Here is a 17,011-nt window from a genome sequence, read left to right as displayed (position 1 = left end):
GATGTCCGATGGGGGCCGCGATGGTGATCGTGTTTACGTCAACATCCGAGCCGAGAATGCGTCAGGCCCCGCACCGGTGTCAAGGTTCAGGCCGGCGCGACTTCGACCGGAATCCCGTTCAACACCGACGTTCCGGACGGAACGTCCAGCAGTGTCTCGTCGGCGACGAGGTTCGAATTGACGCCGGGGTTCGCGCGCGCCACCCGCATCCGCGAGCCGTCGACGTCGTGGCCCCAGCCGTGCGGGATGCTGACGACGCCCGGCCGGACCTCGTCGGTCACCTCCACCGGGACCTGCAGTTTCCCGGCGCGGGACGTCACCGACGCCAGGCCGCCGTCGGTGAGGCCCAGGCGCGTGGCGTCGGTGGGGTGGACCTGCACGGTGCACCGGTTGCCGCCGCGGATGAGCGGTTCGAGGTTGTGCATCCACGAGTTGTTCGAGCTCAGGTGCCGCCGCCCGATCAGCACGAGGCCCTCTTCCGCGGTTTTCGCAAGTTCTTCCCGCAACCGCGGAACGTCGGCGACGACCGGCTCGGGCGCCAGCTCGATCCGGCCGGACGCGGTGCACAGAATTTCGGGGATCCGCGGCCGCAGCGGCCCGAAGTCCATCCCGTGCGGCGCGGCTTCGAGGTCGGCCAGCGCGACGTCGTAGGGGCCGGCGCGCAGCAGCAGGTCGACCAGGCGCGCGGGCCCGGTGCGGTCCCCGGCGACGCTGACGTCGAGCCCGTTGCGGCGTGCGGTCTCCCCGGCGACGAAGGCGTCGAGTGTCGCGACGTCGGCCTCCGGGCCCTGACCGGCGACGATGCCGGTGAGCCGGAGCATGGTCTCCCACTCCTGCGGCAGCGCGGACGGCAGCGTCGCGGGCGTCCAGTTGGCGACATTGCGGACCGACAGCTGGTAGAACGCCAGGTCGAAGTGCGGTCGCTCGAGCGGCGACGGGCCGGGCAGGATGACGTCGGCGTGGCGGGACGTCTCGTTCAGGTAGACGTCGACCGAGATCATGAAGTCGAGGCTTTCGAGGGCCGCGGCCAGACGGGCGGCGTTCGGCGTGCTCAGGCAGGGGTTGCCGCTGACGGTGAGCAGCGCGCGGACCTGGCCCTCGCCGGGGGTCTCGATCTCGTCGGCGAGCGTCGCGACCGGCAGTTCACCGAGGACCTCGGGGTACCCGCGCACGCGGCTGCGCCAGCGCCCGACGGCGAACGGCCGCCGGTTCCCGGTCGGCCGGCACGCGGCCAGCGGAAACATCGCGCCGCCCGGCTCGTCGAGGTGGCCGGTGAGCACGTTCAGGACGTCGACCAGCCAGCTCGCGATGGTGCCGAAGGTCTGCGTCGTGGTGCCGATCCGGCCGTAGACCACGGCGTTTTCGGCGTCGGCCAGTTCCCGGGCCAGCCGGCGGATCTCGGCGGCGTCGATGCCGGTGCGTGCCTCGACGGCCTCCGGCGTGAACGGCTCGGCCAGTGCGCGGACGTCGTCGAGGCCGTTGAGGTGTTCGGCGAGGCGGCCGGGAGCGACGCGGTTTTCCGCGAACAGGACGTTGACCAGCGCGAACAGCAGCAGCGCGTCGGTGCCGGGGCGGATGGCGTGGTGCTCGTCGGCGAACGCGGCAGTGCGCGTGCGGCGCGGGTCGACGACGACGATCTTGCCGCCGCGGTCGCGGATCCCGCGCAGCCGCCCGCGGATGTCCGGCGCGGTCATCAGGCTGCCGTTCGAGACGAGCGGGTTGGCGCCGAGGATCAGCAGGTGCTTCGTCCGGTCGAGGTCGGGCACCGGGATGGCGAGCGGGTCGCCGAACATCGTGCCGGCGGAGTAGTGCTTCGGCATCTGGTCGACCGACGACGCGGTGTAGAAGTTCTTGGTGCCCAACGCTTTGTAGAGCGGGCCGCCGTAGAGGGTCAGCGCGATGTTGTGCACGCCGGGGTTGCCCGCGTAGACGGCGACGGCGTTCCGGCCGTGCTCCTCGATGATCGGCGGGAGACGGCGGGCGATCTCGTCGTACGCCTCCTGCCAGCTGACCTCGACGAACTCGCCGTCGCGCTTGAGCAGCGGCGCGGTCAGCCGGTCGGGGTCGTGGTGCAGTGCGCCGAGCGACGCGCCCTTCGGACAGATGTAGCCCTTCGAGAAGACGTCCTGCTCGTCGCCTTTGACGCGCGTGACCTGCTGGTTCTCGTCGAGGGTGACCTCGAGGCCGCAGGTCGCTTCGCACAGCGGGCAGGTGACGTGTGCTGTGGTCATGGGCACCTCGCAGGCCGTCGGGACCCTCAACATACCGAGCGGTATGCCGGTGGGCAAGGCAGGATTGCGTCATGGACGTCCCGGCTGCCGAACGCGCGGTGACCGCGCGCCACCTACGCCGCGTCTGGGCGCTGCCGGCCACGGTGCTGGGCCGCAGCGGCTGGCCGGCTTCGGCCGGCCAGCGGGCGCACTGGCACTGGAACTACTGGTGGCAGGCGCACCTGCTGGACACCCTGGTCGACGCTCAGCTGCGCGCCCCTTCGCCGGCGCGCTTGGCCCTGATCCGCGTTTTCGTCCGTTCGGTGCGGCTGCGCAACTTCGGCCGCTGGACCAACGACTACTACGACGACATCGCGTGGCTCGGCCTTGCGCTGCAACGGGTTTCGCCGCTGGGCATCGACGTGGGCCCGGCACTGGCGGCGATCGACGCGCAACTCCTGTCGGGCTGGACGCAGGCGGCGGGCGGCGGCATCTGGTGGCGACGCGGGGACGACTTCAAGAACGCCCCGGCCAACGGCCCGGCGGCGATCTTCCACGCCCGGTCCGGGAATCTCTCCCGCGCTCGCGAGATGACTTCGTGGATGACGTCCACTTTGGTCGATCCTGCGTCCGGCTTGGTCTGGGACGGCATCCGGGCGGCCACGGGTGAGCTGGTGAAGCACATTTACACGTACTGCCAAGGTGTTTATCTCGGGGCGTGCCTCGAGTTGTCCGAAATGGACGATGCGGCTCGGACAGTGCGGGCCGTCGCGGAGCACTGCGCACCGGGCGGAGTCATCCGCGGCCAGGGCGGCGGCGACGGCGGGTTGTTCGCGGCGATCCTGGCCCGCTACCTGGCGTTGGCGGCTCGCGCGCTGCCGGGACCGGAGGCTTCGGTGGCCCGGTCTCTGGTGCTCCGGTCGGCCTCGGCGTGCTGGTCCGGCGCTTCCGAAACCCCCGATGGGCCGTTGTTCAGCGCGTTCTGGGACCGCCCGGCACCGTGGCCGTTGCCGGACGACGCGCCGGAACGGGACATGTCGGTCCAGGTAGGCGGCTGGATGCTCCTCGAAGCCGCGGCAGCGCTGTCCGCCGAAGTGCCGTGAATGGCACATTGAGGGACTCTAAGTCCCTCAATGTGCCATTCACGGCAGCTGAGGGTCAGCAGCCGCAGGAGGCGCCGTGCAGGAACTTCGGGGTCAGGAGCACCGACTCCGGGGGCCGGTCCGGGTCCGCCATCCGGGACGTCAGCAGCTGCACCGCGCGGTGGCCGATGTCCGCCGCCGGCTGGGCCAGCGTCGTCACCGCCGGGCTCACCCGGCGGGCCCAGTCCATGTCGCCGTAGCCGACCACGGCCAGCTCCGAACCGATCTTGATGCCGCGGCGGTGGGCTTCGTACTGGACGCCCACCAGCATCGACTCGTCCGCGACCACCAGCGCCGTCGGGGAGGGCCAGCCGTCCAGGAGCTTGGCCGTCGCCCGGGCCGCGCCGCCCGGGGTCGACAGCCCGCACTCCACCAGTTCGCGGTTGAAGCGCAGGCCCGCCTGCTCCAGCCCCAGCCGGTAGCCGCGGACGCGTTCGCGGCTGACCTCCTGGCTCTCCTCGCCCGAAACCAGCCCGATCTTGCGGTGGCGGCGGGAAGTCAGATGGCGAACCAGGGACGCCACCGCGTGCACGTTCTCCGTGCCGACCTGGTCGACGTCGTTGCGCGCGGCCAGCCGGTCCACCAGCACCGTCGGCACGCCCATCCGGACCAGGCCGTTGATCACCGCTTCGTCGCCGGCCGCCGGCACCAGCAGCACGCCGTCCACCAGGTCCGCGCGCAGGGCGCGCACCACCGCGGCCTCTTCGCCGGCGGCGTCCTCGGTTTCGGCCAGCAAGACGTCACACCCGGCCTGCGCCGCGGCGCCCCGGATCGCGCGCAGCAGCTCGCCGGAGTAGGGGTTCGCTTGCACACCCATCGCGACGCCGATCCGGTAGGTGACCGGGGGGTCCCACAACCGGAGGTCCGGCGAAAGTGCCGTCATAAGCCCTCGCAGACGCTCAGCGGAACGGTATCCGCTGGAGGCCCGCGAAGGGATATCAGGAACCCAGATTCACTGAAGTGAGTGAACCGATGGGCAGCCGCACGACTCACGGTGACGCAGAGTGGGGGGCAACCGCACGGTTTCGGCCTTGCGCGCCGGGTCGTTGATCCGGGCGAGCAGCAGCCGCACCGCCTGGCGCCCGATCTCCTCGATCGGCTGCGCCATCGTCGTCAGCGGCGGGTCGACCAGGTCCGCCCACTCGACCTCGTCGTAGACCACCACCGGCAGGTCACGCCCGATCCGTAGCCCGCGCCGACGCGCCTCGTGCAGCACCCCGACCATCATGCTGTCGTTCCCGACCACCAGCGCGGACGGCGGATCCGGCAGCGCCAGCAGCGTGCTCAACGCCAGGGCGGCGCCCTCGCGCGACGAGTTCCCGCAGGCCACGAGCTCGGACGACCACGTGAGCCCGGACCGGCCGAGCCCCAGCCGGTAGCCCAGCACGCGCTCCTCGCTCGTCGACAGCCCGGGTGCGCCGCTGATCATCCCGATCCGCCGGTGCCCGAGCGTCGCCAGGTGCGCGGTCAGCGCCGACGTCGCCTGGATGTTCTCCGAGCCCACCTGGTCGACGTCGGTGCGGGTGGACAGCCGGTCGATCAGGACCGTCGGCACGTCCAGCGACACCAGCTCGCCGATCACCGGCCCGTCGCCGGGCGCCGGGGTGATGAGCAGGCCGTCGACGCGGCGGGAGCGCAGCGCCCGCACCGTGTCACGTTCCGTGTCCGCGGTGTCGTGCGTGTCGGCGAGCAGCACGGTGTACCCGTGCGCCGACGCCTCCCGCTCGATCGCCTGCATCAGCACCGCGAAGTACGGGTTCGCCACCAGCGAGATCGCCATCCCGATCGACCGCGTCCCGCCCGTGACCAGCGACCGCGCGATCGCGTCACCGGTGTAGCCGGTCGCCTCGATCGCCCGCAGCACGGCCGCTTTCGTGTCCTCCGCGACCGCGCGCGTCCCGTTCACGACGTGCGAGACGGTCGTGATCGACACACCCGCGAGCTCGGCGATGTCCCGCTGGGTCGGCCGCGAGGATCTCGATTGAGGCATACCCATCCTTTCCGGCAAGCGTTTGCGCAAACGCTTGCGTGCACGGAGCAGTCTGTCTACCTTCCCGACCATCGGCAAGCCTCGGACCTATGAAGGACAGGAACCATGAGACACCGAAGTCTCACCGCAGTCGTGCTGGCCGCCGTCCTCGCCGCGACGACCGGGTGCACGGTCGAGCGTCACTGGGGTGGCAACACCAACACGGGCGGGAGCGGCGGCAAGGCCAAGGTCGGCCTGGTCACCAAGACCGACACCAACCCCTACTTCGTGGAACTCCGCAACTCCGCCAGAGCGGCCGCGCAGGCCAACGGCGCCGACTTCAACGCGCTCGCCGGCCAGTTCGACGGCGACAACGACGGCCAGGTCCGCGCCATCGAGAACCTCCGGCAGCAGGGCGTCAACACCATCCTCATCACGCCCAGTTCGTCCACCGGCGTGCTCAAGGCGATCAAGGACGCCCGCGACGCCGGCGTCCTGGTCATCGCCCTCGACACCGCCACCGAACCGCCCGACGCCGTCGACGCCACCTTCGCCACCGACAACTTCGCGGCCGGCGAGCAGCAGGGCGCCTACGTCAAGGCCGCGCTCAAGGGCGTCCCGCCCAAGCTGCTCATGGTCGACGGGACCGCCGGCAGCTCGGTCGACACGCAGCGGCACACCGGGTTCCTCAAGGGCATCGGGCTGACCGACGGCTCGCCGGAGATCAAGGGCCACACCGCGGCCAACGGCGACCAGAGCCTCGCCCAGCAGGGCATGGAGAACCTGCTGCAGCGCAGCACCGACATCAACGCCGTCTACTCGATGAACGAGCCGATGGGCCGCGGCGCGTACGCGGCGCTGAAGGCCCGCAGCCTCACCGGGCAGATCGTCATGGGCTCGATCGACGGCGGCTGTGAAGGCGTCCAGAACGTCAAGGACGGCCTCTACGCGGCGACCGTCATGCAGTTCCCCAAGAAGATGGCCGAACAGGGGGTGCTCGCCGCCGTCGAGTACGCCAAGACCGGCAAGAAGCCGAGCGGGTTCGTCAACACCGGGTCCGCCGTGATCACCGACAAGCCCCTGCCCGGCATCGAAAGCCACGACACCGCCTGGGGCCTGCAGAACTGCTGGGGAGGCAAGAAATGACGACAGCCACCGTCGCTCGTCCGTCCACAAAGGAACGCGAGTCGCTCGGCGAGTTCTTCCTCCGCGCCCCCGCGATCGGCCCGGCGCTCGCGCTGGTCATCGCGATCGTGGTGTTCTCGCTGGCCACGGACACCTTCTTCGACCTCGACAACCTGTCGACGGTCGTCCAGCAGTCGCTCGTCGTCGGGACGCTCGCACTGGGCCAGACGCTCGTCATCCTGATCGCGGGCATCGACCTGTCCAACGCGGCCTCGATGGTCGTCGCGACGCTGATCATGGCGAAACTCGCCGCGGCCGGGACGAACGGCTTCGTCGCGCTGCTCGCCGGGGTCGTGCTGACGATCATCGTCGGCATCTTCATCGGTGGCCTCGCGACGCGGATCAAGCTGCCGGCGTTCATCATCACGCTCGGCACGTTCACCATGCTCACCGCGGTGTCGAAGCTGATCGCCGGCGGCCAGGCCGTGCCGGTGACCGACGGGCTGCTGCAGTGGCTCGGCACCAAGCGCTACCTCTTCGGCGGCATCCCGATCACCTACGGCATGACGCTGGCGCTGCTGATGTACCTCGGCGTCTGGTACGCGCTGACGAAAACCGCGTGGGGCAAGCACGTCTACGCGGTCGGCAACGCGCCGGAGTCCGCGCGGCTGTCCGGCATCAAGGTCAACCGCACGGTGCTGTCGGTCTACATCGTGGCCGGGCTGACCTTCGGCATCGCCGCGTGGCAAGCACTCGGCCGGACGCCGAACGCCGACCCGAACCAGTTCCAGCTCGGCAACCTCGACTCGATCACCGCCGTCGTCCTCGGCGGGACGAGCCTGTTCGGCGGCCGCGGCTCGGTGCTCGGCACGCTGATGGGTGCGCTGGTCGTGGCGGTGCTGCGGTCGGGGCTGACGCAGATGAACGTCGACGGCAACTACCAGGACCTCGCCACCGGCGCCCTGCTCATCGCCGCCGTCGTGGTGGACCGGATCGCGCGGAGGCAGCAGCAGTCATGAGTGAACCCATCCTGCAAGCTCGCGGACTGGTGAAGCGCTACGGCCGGGTGACCGCCATCGACGGCGCCGACTTCGACCTGCTCCCCGGCGAGGTGCTCGCCGTGGTCGGCGACAACGGCGCCGGGAAGTCGTCGCTCATCAAAACCCTTTCCGGCGCGGTGATCCCGGACGAAGGGGAGATCAAAGTGGACGGTGAAACCGTCCACTTCAAATCCCCTCTGGACGCCCGGCACTACGGGATCGAGACGGTGTACCAGGACCTTGCCGTCGCGCCCGCGCTCGACATCGCGTCGAACATGTTTCTGGGCCGGGAAAAGCGGCTTAAGGGACCGCTCGGGCTGTTCCGCAAGCTCGATACCGCCACCATGCGGTCCGAGGCACAGCGGATCCTCGACGAGCTGGGCATCAACATCAAGTCGATCAGCCAGCCCGTCGAGACGCTCTCCGGTGGCCAGCGCCAGGGTGTCGCGGTGGCCCGCGCGGCCGCGTTCGGCACCAAGGCCGTGATCATGGACGAGCCCACCGCCGCGCTCGGCGTCGCCGAGTCCGGCAAAGTGCTCGACCTCATCGGCCGGATCCGCGACCGCGGCCTGCCGGTGGTGCTGATCAGCCACAACATGCCGCACGTGTTCGACATCGCCGACCGCATCCACGTGCACCGCCTCGGCAAGCGCGTCGCGGTCGTCTCGCCGAAGACGCACACGATGAACCAGGTCGTCGGCCTGCTCACCGGGGCGCTGCGGCTCAACGAGAACGGCGAAGTGGAAGAAGCGGCCGCTGCGACGCACGTGGCCGGCTTGAAGTGAGAGTGCTGCTGGCGGGCTTGTGCACGGTGGACGTCGTCCAGCGGGTCGAGGAGCTTCCGGCGCCGGGCGAGAAGGTGCAGTCGTTACGGGTGGACGTCGCCGCGGGTGGACCCGCGACGAACGCCGCGGTGACGGCGGCCGCGCTCGGCGCCGAGGCGACCCTGCTGACCGTCCTCGGTGCACACCCGCTGGCGGCGCTCGCCCGCGCCGACCTCGAAACCCACGGCGTCGAGGTCGTCGATCTGGCTCCCGACCTGCTCGACCCGCCGCCGGTCAGCGCGGTCGCGGTCCGCGACCGCGACGGCGAGCGCACGGTCGTCTCCCGCAACGCGGCCGAGCGCCACTTTCACGTGAAAGTGCCGCTTGGGGAAGCGGACGTCGTGCTGATCGACGGGCACTATCCGGAACTCGCGCTGGCGGTGGCCCGGGGTGTGGAGGCGCCGGTCGTGCTCGACGCCGGGAGCTGGAAGCCCGTGCTCGACGACCTCCTCCCGCTGGTCGACGTCGCCGCCTGCTCCGCGCACTTCACCGCGCCGGAACCCGGCCTCCACGAGCGCGGCGTCGGCACCGTGATCACCACCGCGGGGCCCGGCCCGGTGCGCTGGTCCACTGCGGACGGCGACTCGGGTGAGGTGCCTGTTGCGAGCGTGGAAGCGCGGGACACACTAGGGGCGGGCGACGTCTGGCACGGCGCGCTCGCCGTGGCCGTGGCCCGCGAACGGACGGTGCCGGACCGGATCCGCTTCGCCAACGAGGTGGCCGCCGAACGGGTGCGGCATGTGGGACCGCGGTCGTGGACGACCGCGATCGCAGGAAGGAACAGGACATGACGGCGTTCGACGACCTGCTGGCCCGGGCCGAGGGCCTGACCGTGCGCGGGCAGCGCCACGTGCTCGGCATCGTGGGCGCGCCCGCGTCCGGCAAGACCACGCTCGCCTGGGCGCTGGCCAGTGCACTCGGCTCGCGCGCCGCGGTGGTCGGCATGGACGGCTTCCACCTCGCGCAGGTCGAGCTGCGCCGGCTCGGCCGCGCCGAGCGCAAGGGCGCCCCGGACACGTTCGACGCGGCGGGCTACTACCACCTGATCCGCCGGCTCGCCGAAGGCCGCGAAACGGTGTACGCACCGGATTTCCGCCGCGAGATCGAGGAGCCGATCGCCGGCGCCGTCGCGGTGCCGCCGGAGGTGCAGCTCGTCATCACCGAGGGCAACTACCTCCTGCTGCCGGACGACCCGTGGAGCGCGATCCGGCCGTTGCTCACCGAGGCCTGGTTCCTCGCACCGGACGAGCCCGAGCGGATCGAACGCCTGGTGTCGCGCCACCGCCGGTACGGCCGTTCGCTGGTCGAGGCCCGCCAGCGCGCGCTCGGCTCGGACCAGCGCAACGCCGACCTGATCTCGCAGACCCGGGACCGCGCGGACCTGGTGCTCGAGAACCTGCCGCTGGCCAACTTCGCGATTTGACGCTCATCGTCACCGGCGGCAGCCGCGGGATCGGCGCGGCGATCTGCGAGCTGGCCGCCGGACGCGGCTACGACGTCGTCGTCAACTTCTCCGGCGACCCGTCGCCCGCCGAAGCCGTCGCCGAACGGGTGCGGGCGCACGGCCGTCAGGCGCTCGCCTTCCGCGCCGACGTCTCCAGCGAGGACGACGTCCGCGCGCTGTTCGACGCGGCGGCGGAGCTGGGCCCGGTGACCGGCTTGGTCAACAACGCCGCGATCGTCGGCAACACCCGGGCCGGCTCGAGGACTACGACGTCGGCGTCGTCCGGCGGACCCTCGAGGTGAACGTCACCGGGGTCTTCCTGTGCTGCCGTGAGGCCGTCCGCCGGATGTCGACGCGGTACGGTGGCGGAGGCGGTGCGATCGTCAACATCTCCTCGACCGCCGCGCGCACCGGATCCGCCGGGGAGTGGGTGCACTACGCCGCGTCGAAGGCGGCCGTGGACACGCTGACCTTCGGGCTCGCGCAAGAGGTTGCGGCGGAGGGGATCCGGGTCAACGCCGTCCGGCCCGGCATGGTCCACACCGGTCTGCACGCGGCGGCCGGCCTGCCGGACCGGATGGCGAAGTACGCGCCGCAGATCCCGCTGGGGCGCGCCGGGCAGCCTGCCGAGATCGCCGAAGCCGTGATCTTCCTGCTGTCGACGGCGTCGTCGTTCACGACCGGCGCCGTGCTCGACGTCGGTGGCGGTCGTTGATCCCTTTGAACCGGTAATTCCTGCTATTCGTGTGGTTGACGTTCCCGAAACCGCGCGAAAGGTGAACAGGAGAATGCGTACATTTGAGCTCCCCGATTCGGTGAGCGGGACGACAGTTGATCGAATACTGGGCCGCCAGCTGGTCCGTACCTGGGAGACCGACGGGATCTTCCAGATCGCCGCGACGGCGGAACAGGAGCGCATCACCGAGGAAGCGCTTGCCGCAAGCCGCCGGTTCTTCGGCAGATCTTTGCCGGAAAAGGCGAAGTTCGTGAGCGACCTGACCTACAGCGGCTACATCGCTTCCGGGGAAGAAGTGACCGCCGGTGAAGCCGACTTCTCCGAGATCTTCACGGTGTGCCCGGACGTCCCGCTCACCGACACCCGCGTCACCGAAGGCTGGCCGTGCCACGGGCCGGTCCCGTGGCCCGATGACGGCTACCGAACGGCGATGCGCGCCTACCTCCGGCAAGTCGGCGAAACCGGCGAGAAGCTCCTGCGGCTCGTCGCGCTCGGGCTGGAGGTGGAGATCGACCGGCTGACCCGGCTCACCCGCGACGGCTGGCACCACATGCGCGTGCTGCGGTTCCCCGCCCGGTCCGCGACGACCGAACGCGGCATCGGCGCCCACACCGACTACGGCCTGCTCGTGATCGCCGCGCAGGACGAGGTGGGCGGGCTCTTCATCCGGCCGCCGGTGCCCGGGGAACCCCGCCGCCGCAACTGGCTGCCGGAGGAGAGCACGGCCGGGATGTACCAGGACGACGAGCCGTGGCACTTCGTCGAACCCGAGCCGCGGGTGTTCACCGTCTTCCCCGGCGACATCCTCCAGTTCCTCACCGGCGGCGCGCTGCTGTCGACGCCCCACAAGGTCCGGCTCGCGACGCGGGAGCGCTACACGCTGGCGTACTTCCACGAGCCGTCGTTCCGCACCACCGTCCGCCCGTTGGACGGCGGGGACGACCGCATCCACTACGGCACGCACTTCACGAACATGTTCACCCGCTGCTACCCCGACCGGGTGACGACCAAGCGCATTCACGAGGAGGGACGCCTCGATCGGTTGCGGGCAATCAGCCGGTAGATGTCACCGGCGGTCACCATCCGTGAGACGGGGGTGACCGCTGGTGGGCTCCGTCCGCCTGCTGGGACGGCCGGAGACGGCGAGATCACGATCGGACCGGGAACTTGGTCACCTCGGTTTCGGCGGCCAGGCGCTGTGTAACTCTGGGAAGCCGCCACGCGAAAGGACGGCTTCGGAAGCCATGGCCAAACTCATGTCCGTGCACCACCTCGCGCTCACCGTGACCGACGTGGACCGCAGCGTGCCGTGGTACGTGCGTGTCCTCGACCTCGAGGAGGTCACCCGGCGCGAAGAGCCGGACACGGGTCTGCGGAAGGTCGTGCTGCGGTCCGCCGGGGACGAGTTCTCCGTGGTGCTGGTGCAGCACGCGGACACCGGCAGGCGCGGGTTCGACGAACGCCGGACCGGGCTCGACCACGTCGCGTTCCGGGTCCACACGGCCGCCGAGCTGGCCGAATGGGAGAGCAGGCTCGCCGAGTTCGGCGTCTCCTACCTGCCGGTCGCGCCGTCACGCACCTTCGAGGGCTCGCGCGTCATCGTGTTCCGCGACCCCGACGGCATCCAGCTCGAGATCTGGGCCGACCCGCAGCTCTGAGCCGGGGAGTCACGCCCTCGCGTCGTCGCGGTCGTCCACCGGTCGGCGCATCTCCTGGCGGTAGCGCAGCACGCCGTACCCGGTGCCGAACACGAAGAACGCGATGCTGAGCCACAGCGCGGCCGTCTTCAGCCACGGCAGCGCGTCGAGCAGCCCGGCGCCGTAGTAGCCGAGCAGCACGAGCGTCGGCACCCAGAGCAGCCCGCCGAGCGCGGTCGCCGCCATGAACCGGCGCGGGTCCATCCGGGCGGCGCCGGCGATCAGCGGCGCGAGCGTGCGGATCCACGGGATCCACCGGGCCGCCACGATCGCGAAGAAGCCCTTGCGGTCCAGGAACCGCTGCGCGCGCTCGAGGTTGTGCCGGTTCAGCACCTTCCCGTCGCGGCGCGCGATGAGCTTGGTGCCGCTGCCGCGTCCGATGTAGTAACCGATCTGGTTGCCGAGGACGGCGACGATCAGCGCGGCCCCCGACAGGAACCACGCGTTCGCGTCCGAACCGTGCTGCGCCAGCACCACGCCGGCCCCGAACAGCAGCGAGTCGCCGGGCAGGAACAGCCCGATGATCAACGCGCATTCGACCAGCACGAAGCTCAGCACGATCACCCAGACGAGCAGCGGCCCGGCGGTGTCCAGCCAGCTCACGCCGACGCCCGCGGCCTCGATGCTCACGACGTTCACACCCGGAGCCTACGTGGCCCAGGTGAACTCCCCGCGCCGAACGGTCGAATCGGGCTCGCACGGAAGTCAGCTTTCACGAACGGTACCCGTCCCCTCACCAGGGGTGAAAGTCATGAGGGGCACCTTCATGGCGCTAAGAGCCATGAAGGTGCCCCTCAGGGAACTTCAGTACTGCGGCAGCGACTCGCCTTGCACCGCTTCGATGTCCAGCTCCACCTTCACCGTCGTGCCGACCACCGCGACACCGGCGCGGGCCAGCGCGCTGTAGTTGATCGCGAAGTCGCGGCGGTGCAGGGTCGTCTCGGCGTGGAACGCGGCGCGCACGCCGCCCCACGGGTCCGGGTTCCAGCCGCCGTAGGTGAGCTCCAGCTCGATCTGACGGCGCTCGCCGTGCAGCGTCAGCTCACCGGTCAACGTCCACGCGTCCACGCCACGCTGCCGCATTCCGGTGCTGGTGAACGTGATCACCGGATGCACGTCGACGTCGAGGAAGTCCGGCGAGCGCAGGTGGTCGTCGCGCATCTTGATGCCGGTCTCGACGCTCGCCGCCTTGATCTCGGCGTGCACCGTCGACCGCTCGGCAGGCCGGCCGATCTCGATCCGGCCGGACAGGTCCGGGAACCGCGCCTTGATGCTCGCGATGCCCATGTGCCGCGCGGTCGCGACGACCGACGAGTGCACCGGGTCGATCACCCACGGCCCGGCGGCCGGCAGGTCGACCGCCTCGGCGACCGGGGCCAGCACGACGTCGCCGAGCGAGCCACTGCCGTCCGAGGCGATCTGCGTCGTCCGCGCGACCGGGGTGTACCCGGCCGCGGTGACGACGGCGGTGTAGACGCCCGGCGTGAGCGCCTCGGTGACGACTTCCCCGCGGACGTCCGCCGCTTGGCGGGCGACCTGCCGCCCGGCCGGGTCGGTGACGGTGAGCACCGCGTGCTCCACCGCCCAGCCCTCGGCCGTGCGGAAGGTCGCGCGCAAACCGGTCATGACCGGTCGACCAGCTCGTCGAGCGCCTGGTCGTAGCTCAGCCGGACGTCGTGGCCGGCCTCGCCGCCGGTCAGCTCCACCTGGCTGGTCGCCGGCGGGTAGCCGCTCGCGACCACGGTGTACGCGCCCGCGGGCAGATCGCTGACCACGTACCGGCCTTCGTCGTCGGTCCGGGCCACGGCGGCGACGTTGCCTTCGGCGTCGAGCACGGTGATCCGCGCGTCCGGCACGATCCGGTCGCCCTCGGTCCGCGCGGTGCCGCTCAGCAGCACCGAGCTCGCGAGCTCGACATCGTGACGCAGCACTCCGCTGTCCGGCACGGTCAGCGTCACCGCGAAGGGCCGGTAGCCCGGGCCGCTGGCGACCAGCGTGTACGCCCCGGCGCCGACTCCGACGAAGGCGTAGGTGCCGTCCGCGGTCGTGATGAACGCGCCGTTCACCTCGCCCCGGCCGTCGGTCAGCGTCACGGTCACGTTCGCCAGCGGATCGCCGGTGGCCGCCCGCACGGTGCCGGTCAGCTCGCCGGACCCGGTGAGCGTGACGTCGGCCGTCGCCGGCCCGTTGCTGATCACGACGCTGGAGGCCTGCGGCTGATGGCCGTGCGCGGACACGATGAGCACGTACGCGCCCGGGCCCTGGCTGGGCACCGAGAAGCTGCCGTCGGCCGCCCCGGTGGCCCGGGCGACCTGGCGGCCGCGCTGGTCGATCAGGGTCAGCGCGGCACCCGGCACGTGGCTGCCGTCCTGACGGCGGACGTGCCCGGTCACGGGCACCCCGCCGGTGCCGACGGGGACGTCGATCTCGGAGTCGGCGACCGAGTTCGTGATGGGCAGCGCGCCCGACACGGCCTGGTAGTCGCCGTGGCCGTTCCCGTTCAGCGCGTGCTTCCCGCCGCCGACCAGCGCGGGCTCGCGGTCGGCCGGACGCACCGCCTTGACGATCTCGGTGGGCGCGTCGGCGTGGTCGGCGCTGTTGTCCGCGTCGAGCAGCGCTTCGCCGCCCTCCATGGCCGCCGCGGCCGGGGCCGCGTTGGTCAGCGGGATCTCCTTCATGAACAGCAGCACCAGCGTGGCCAGCAGCGCCACCGCGCCGGCGATGTAGAACACCGTGGTGATCGAGTCGGTGAAACCGACCAGGATCGGCGTCTTGATCGCGGTCGGCAGGGACTGGATCACGCTGGTGTTCTCGGACAGGTTCCCGACGCTCGCGCCGGCGCCGGGGGGTAGCTGCCCGCCGAACGCCTTGGTGATGTTGGGCATCAGGGTGTTGAACAGGACCGTCAGGAAGATCGCGACACCCGCGGTACCACCGATCTGGCGGAAGAACGTCGCCGACGCGGTCGAGACGCCCATGTCGCTGCGCGGGCCGGCGTTCTGCACCGCGATGATCAGCGTCTGCATGCACTGGCCGAGGCCGAGACCGATGATGGCGGCCGCGGTCAGCGGGTGCCACAGCGGCGAGTCGTAGTCGACCTGCGCGAAGAAGAACGCGCCGGCGGCGATCATGAGGGTGCCGACGATCGGGAACACCTTGTAGCGCCCGGTCTTCCCGGTGATCCGCCCGGACACGATCGAGCTCGTCATGATGCCCGCCATCAGCGGCAGCATCAGCAGACCGGACTCGGTCGGCGTCTTGCCCTGCACGACCTGCAGGAACTGCGGGATCATCGTGATCGCGCCGAACATCGCGACACCGACGATGACACCGCCGATGATCGCCACGGTGAACGTCGAGTTCTTGAACAGCCGCAACGGGATCAGCGCGGCGTCCTGCATCCACCGTTCGACCAGGATGAACGCGATGACGCCGACACCGCCGACGACGTAGCAGAGGATCGCCTTGCCGTCGCCCCAGCCCCACTTCTGGCCCTGCTCGGCGACGATCAGGAACGGCACGACCGCGACGACCAGCGTCAGCGCGCCCCACCAGTCGATCTTGTGGTCGTGGCGCTCGTGCGGCACGTTCAGCACCCTGGCGACGACGAACAGCGCCGCGACACCGATCGGGACGTTGATCAGGAAGACCCAGCGCCAGCCGTGGATGTCGTAGCCGAAGATGCTGCCGGCGTGCTCGATGCCGGCGAAGAAGCCGCCGAGCACCGGGCCCAGCACGGTCGACAGGCCGAACACGGCGAGGATGTAACCCTGGTACTTCGCGCGTTCACGCGGCGGCACGATGTCGCCGAGGATCGTCATGGCCAGCGACATCAGGCCGCCGGCGCCGAGGCCCTGCACCGCGCGGAACGCGGCCAGCTCGTACATGGACTGCGCGAAGGCCGAGGCCAGCGAACCGGCCACGAAGATGCCGATCGCGGCCAGGTAGAACGGCTTGCGGCCGTAGATGTCGGACAGCTTGCCGTAGATCGGCGTGACGATCGTCGAGGTGATCAGGTACGCCGTGGTCGCCCAGGCCTGCAGGTCGAAGCCGTGCAGGTCGTTGGCGATCTTGACGATCGACGTGCCGACGATCGTCTGGTCCAGCGCGGCGAGGAACATGCCGCACATCAGGCCGCTCAGGATCGTGACGATCTGGCGGTGGCTCAGCCGAGGTGGTTGCTTCACCTCGGCCTGCAACGGTGCTTCTGTGGTGGAACTCATGCGTTGGCCCCCTTGGCCGGTGCACTGGCGGACGGCTGCGCGTCGGCCAGCTGTGGAGAGTGGTTCTCGATACCTGTGTTGAGCCGGCCGAAGAGCCGGTTGAGGGTCTGGATCTCCCCTTCGGTCCAGTCCCCGAGTACTTCGGCCAGCCACTGGTTGCGCTGCTTGCGGTTCTCTTCGAACACCCGCATGCCCTCGGCCGTCGGCGCGAGGAGGCAGGCCCGCCCGTCTTCCGGGTCGGCCTGGCGTTCGACCAGGCCGTGCTGGACGAGCGAGCTCGACTGCCTGCTGATCGTGGAGATCTCGGAGTGGAGCGACTCGGCGAGCCGGCTGGTCCGCTGCGGGCCCTCGTGGATGAGGGTGAAGAGGATCGCGTACGCCGCCCGTTCGATGCCGTCCGGCCCCTGCTTCGACACCTGCGACTTCGCCTTGTTGATCAGGCGGACCAGGCGCACGAGCTCGTGACCGAGCTGGTCGGCGAGGTCGAGTTCGGCCCTGGGCCGGGCGGCGGCGGTGTTCGGTGCCATGGGTGATCCTTCGAAGGCGTTGGTTGGCGGCTGCAACTAGTTGCCTCAGGCAAGGATGTGCCTTCACAAGCGGT

General features: G+C 70.5%; 15 protein-coding genes and 1 pseudogene. 9 read left to right on the top strand and 7 right to left on the bottom strand.

Going from position 1 to position 17,011, the window contains the following annotated elements; all coding sequences use genetic code 11:
- Positions 1–86 precede the first annotated feature (86 nt).
- On the bottom strand, positions 87–2,231 hold the full coding sequence (locus A3CE_RS0122305) for a molybdopterin-dependent oxidoreductase (protein ID WP_020642333.1): 2,145 nt from the start codon (positions 2,229–2,231) through the stop codon (positions 87–89).
- Positions 2,232–2,302: 71 nt separating this feature from the next.
- On the opposite strand from A3CE_RS0122305, the gene A3CE_RS0122300 reads away from it, so the two are divergent.
- Positions 2,303–3,313 (top strand): glycoside hydrolase family 76 protein, encoded by a 1,011-nt coding sequence (locus A3CE_RS0122300; protein ID WP_020642332.1) that lies wholly within the window; start codon positions 2,303–2,305, stop codon positions 3,311–3,313.
- Positions 3,314–3,368: 55 nt separating this feature from the next.
- Here A3CE_RS0122300 and A3CE_RS0122295 read toward each other — a convergent pair whose 3' ends face one another.
- A complete protein-coding gene (locus tag A3CE_RS0122295; RefSeq protein WP_020642331.1) occupies positions 3,369–4,235 on the bottom strand; it encodes a LacI family DNA-binding transcriptional regulator in 867 nt (288 codons plus the stop codon).
- 69 nt (positions 4,236–4,304) lie between these two features.
- Positions 4,305–5,342, bottom strand: coding sequence for a LacI family DNA-binding transcriptional regulator (locus tag A3CE_RS0122290; protein WP_020642330.1), 1,038 nt, complete (start codon positions 5,340–5,342; stop codon positions 4,305–4,307).
- 105 nt (positions 5,343–5,447) lie between these two features.
- Between A3CE_RS0122290 and A3CE_RS0122285 the strand changes: the two genes are divergently transcribed.
- The 8 genes and pseudogenes from A3CE_RS0122285 (at position 5,448) to A3CE_RS0122250 (ending at position 12,148) form a co-directional block, all read left to right on the top strand.
- The gene (locus tag A3CE_RS0122285) at positions 5,448–6,467 is read left to right on the top strand and encodes a substrate-binding domain-containing protein (RefSeq protein WP_026468746.1); all 1,020 of its coding nucleotides are present in this window, start codon (positions 5,448–5,450) and stop codon (positions 6,465–6,467) included.
- Entirely contained in the window at positions 6,464–7,465 is a 1,002-nt protein-coding gene (locus A3CE_RS0122280) for an ABC transporter permease (protein WP_020642328.1), read from the top strand. The genes A3CE_RS0122285 and A3CE_RS0122280 overlap by 4 nt, the downstream gene beginning before the upstream one ends.
- Positions 7,462–8,271 (top strand): ATP-binding cassette domain-containing protein, encoded by an 810-nt coding sequence (locus A3CE_RS0122275; RefSeq protein WP_026468745.1) that lies wholly within the window; start codon positions 7,462–7,464, stop codon positions 8,269–8,271. The genes A3CE_RS0122280 and A3CE_RS0122275 overlap by 4 nt, the downstream gene beginning before the upstream one ends.
- Complete coding sequence (locus tag A3CE_RS0122270) at positions 8,268–9,101, top strand: PfkB family carbohydrate kinase (protein WP_043790996.1); 834 nt, start codon at positions 8,268–8,270, stop codon at positions 9,099–9,101. Before A3CE_RS0122275 ends, A3CE_RS0122270 begins: the two co-directional genes overlap by 4 nt.
- Positions 9,098–9,733, top strand: a complete 636-nt coding sequence (locus A3CE_RS0122265; RefSeq protein WP_020642325.1) for a nucleoside/nucleotide kinase family protein — start codon at positions 9,098–9,100, stop codon at positions 9,731–9,733. The genes A3CE_RS0122270 and A3CE_RS0122265 overlap by 4 nt, the downstream gene beginning before the upstream one ends.
- Positions 9,730–10,469 (top strand): annotated as a pseudogene (locus A3CE_RS51485) (SDR family oxidoreductase). Before A3CE_RS0122265 ends, A3CE_RS51485 begins: the two are co-directional and overlap by 4 nt.
- A gap of 73 nt (positions 10,470–10,542) precedes the next feature.
- Positions 10,543–11,553, top strand: a complete 1,011-nt coding sequence (locus A3CE_RS0122255; protein WP_026468744.1) for a 2OG-Fe(II) oxygenase family protein — start codon at positions 10,543–10,545, stop codon at positions 11,551–11,553.
- Positions 11,554–11,734: 181 nt separating this feature from the next.
- On the top strand, positions 11,735–12,148 hold the full coding sequence (locus tag A3CE_RS0122250; protein WP_020642322.1) for a VOC family protein: 414 nt from the start codon (positions 11,735–11,737) through the stop codon (positions 12,146–12,148).
- Positions 12,149–12,157: 9 nt separating this feature from the next.
- Here the strand turns inward: A3CE_RS0122250 and A3CE_RS0122245 are convergent, their stop codons facing one another.
- The 4 genes from A3CE_RS0122245 to A3CE_RS0122230 all read right to left on the bottom strand — a co-directional run bounded on the left by A3CE_RS0122245 (position 12,158) and on the right by A3CE_RS0122230 (position 16,937).
- Entirely contained in the window at positions 12,158–12,826 is a 669-nt protein-coding gene (locus A3CE_RS0122245; protein ID WP_020642321.1) for a DedA family protein, read from the bottom strand.
- 165 nt (positions 12,827–12,991) lie between these two features.
- Complete coding sequence (locus tag A3CE_RS0122240; protein ID WP_020642320.1) at positions 12,992–13,813, bottom strand: YceI family protein; 822 nt, start codon at positions 13,811–13,813, stop codon at positions 12,992–12,994.
- Positions 13,810–16,410 carry an MFS transporter gene (locus tag A3CE_RS0122235; protein WP_026468743.1) on the bottom strand — a complete coding sequence of 867 codons (2,601 nt, stop codon included), beginning with the start codon at positions 16,408–16,410 and terminating at the stop codon, positions 13,810–13,812. Before A3CE_RS0122235 ends, A3CE_RS0122240 begins: the two co-directional genes overlap by 4 nt.
- Entirely contained in the window at positions 16,407–16,937 is a 531-nt protein-coding gene (locus tag A3CE_RS0122230) for a MarR family winged helix-turn-helix transcriptional regulator (protein WP_020642318.1), read from the bottom strand. The genes A3CE_RS0122235 and A3CE_RS0122230 overlap by 4 nt, the downstream gene beginning before the upstream one ends.
- Positions 16,938–17,011 lie beyond the last annotated feature (74 nt).

Source organism: Amycolatopsis balhimycina FH 1894 (genome assembly GCF_000384295.1).
Taxonomy (GTDB): Bacteria; Actinomycetota; Actinomycetes; order Mycobacteriales; family Pseudonocardiaceae; genus Amycolatopsis; species Amycolatopsis balhimycina.
The sequence above is the reverse complement of the archived record's forward strand: the minus strand, read 5'-3'. Positions and strand labels throughout refer to the sequence as shown.

Bases quoted from the DNA above. Each gene is read 5' to 3' on its own strand.
- A3CE_RS0122285 (WP_026468746.1), top strand. From the start codon at position 5,448: ATGAGACACCGAAGTCTCACCGCAGTCGTGCTGGCCGCCGTCCTCGCC.
- A3CE_RS0122305 (WP_020642333.1), bottom strand. From the start codon at position 2,231: ATGACCACAGCACACGTCACCTGCCCGCTGTGCGAAGCGACCTGCGGC.
- A3CE_RS0122240 (WP_020642320.1), bottom strand. From the start codon at position 13,813: ATGACCGGTTTGCGCGCGACCTTCCGCACGGCCGAGGGCTGGGCGGTG.
- A3CE_RS0122275 (WP_026468745.1), top strand. From the start codon at position 7,462: ATGAGTGAACCCATCCTGCAAGCTCGCGGACTGGTGAAGCGCTACGGC.
- A3CE_RS0122235 (WP_026468743.1), bottom strand. From the start codon at position 16,410: ATGAGTTCCACCACAGAAGCACCGTTGCAGGCCGAGGTGAAGCAACCA.
- A3CE_RS0122290 (WP_020642330.1), bottom strand. From the start codon at position 5,342: ATGCCTCAATCGAGATCCTCGCGGCCGACCCAGCGGGACATCGCCGAG.
- A3CE_RS0122250 (WP_020642322.1), top strand. From the start codon at position 11,735: ATGGCCAAACTCATGTCCGTGCACCACCTCGCGCTCACCGTGACCGAC.
- A3CE_RS0122255 (WP_026468744.1), top strand. From the start codon at position 10,543: ATGCGTACATTTGAGCTCCCCGATTCGGTGAGCGGGACGACAGTTGAT.
- A3CE_RS0122300 (WP_020642332.1), top strand. From the start codon at position 2,303: ATGGACGTCCCGGCTGCCGAACGCGCGGTGACCGCGCGCCACCTACGC.
- A3CE_RS0122295 (WP_020642331.1), bottom strand. From the start codon at position 4,235: ATGACGGCACTTTCGCCGGACCTCCGGTTGTGGGACCCCCCGGTCACC.
- A3CE_RS0122265 (WP_020642325.1), top strand. From the start codon at position 9,098: ATGACGGCGTTCGACGACCTGCTGGCCCGGGCCGAGGGCCTGACCGTG.
- A3CE_RS0122230 (WP_020642318.1), bottom strand. From the start codon at position 16,937: ATGGCACCGAACACCGCCGCCGCCCGGCCCAGGGCCGAACTCGACCTC.
- A3CE_RS0122280 (WP_020642328.1), top strand. From the start codon at position 6,464: ATGACGACAGCCACCGTCGCTCGTCCGTCCACAAAGGAACGCGAGTCG.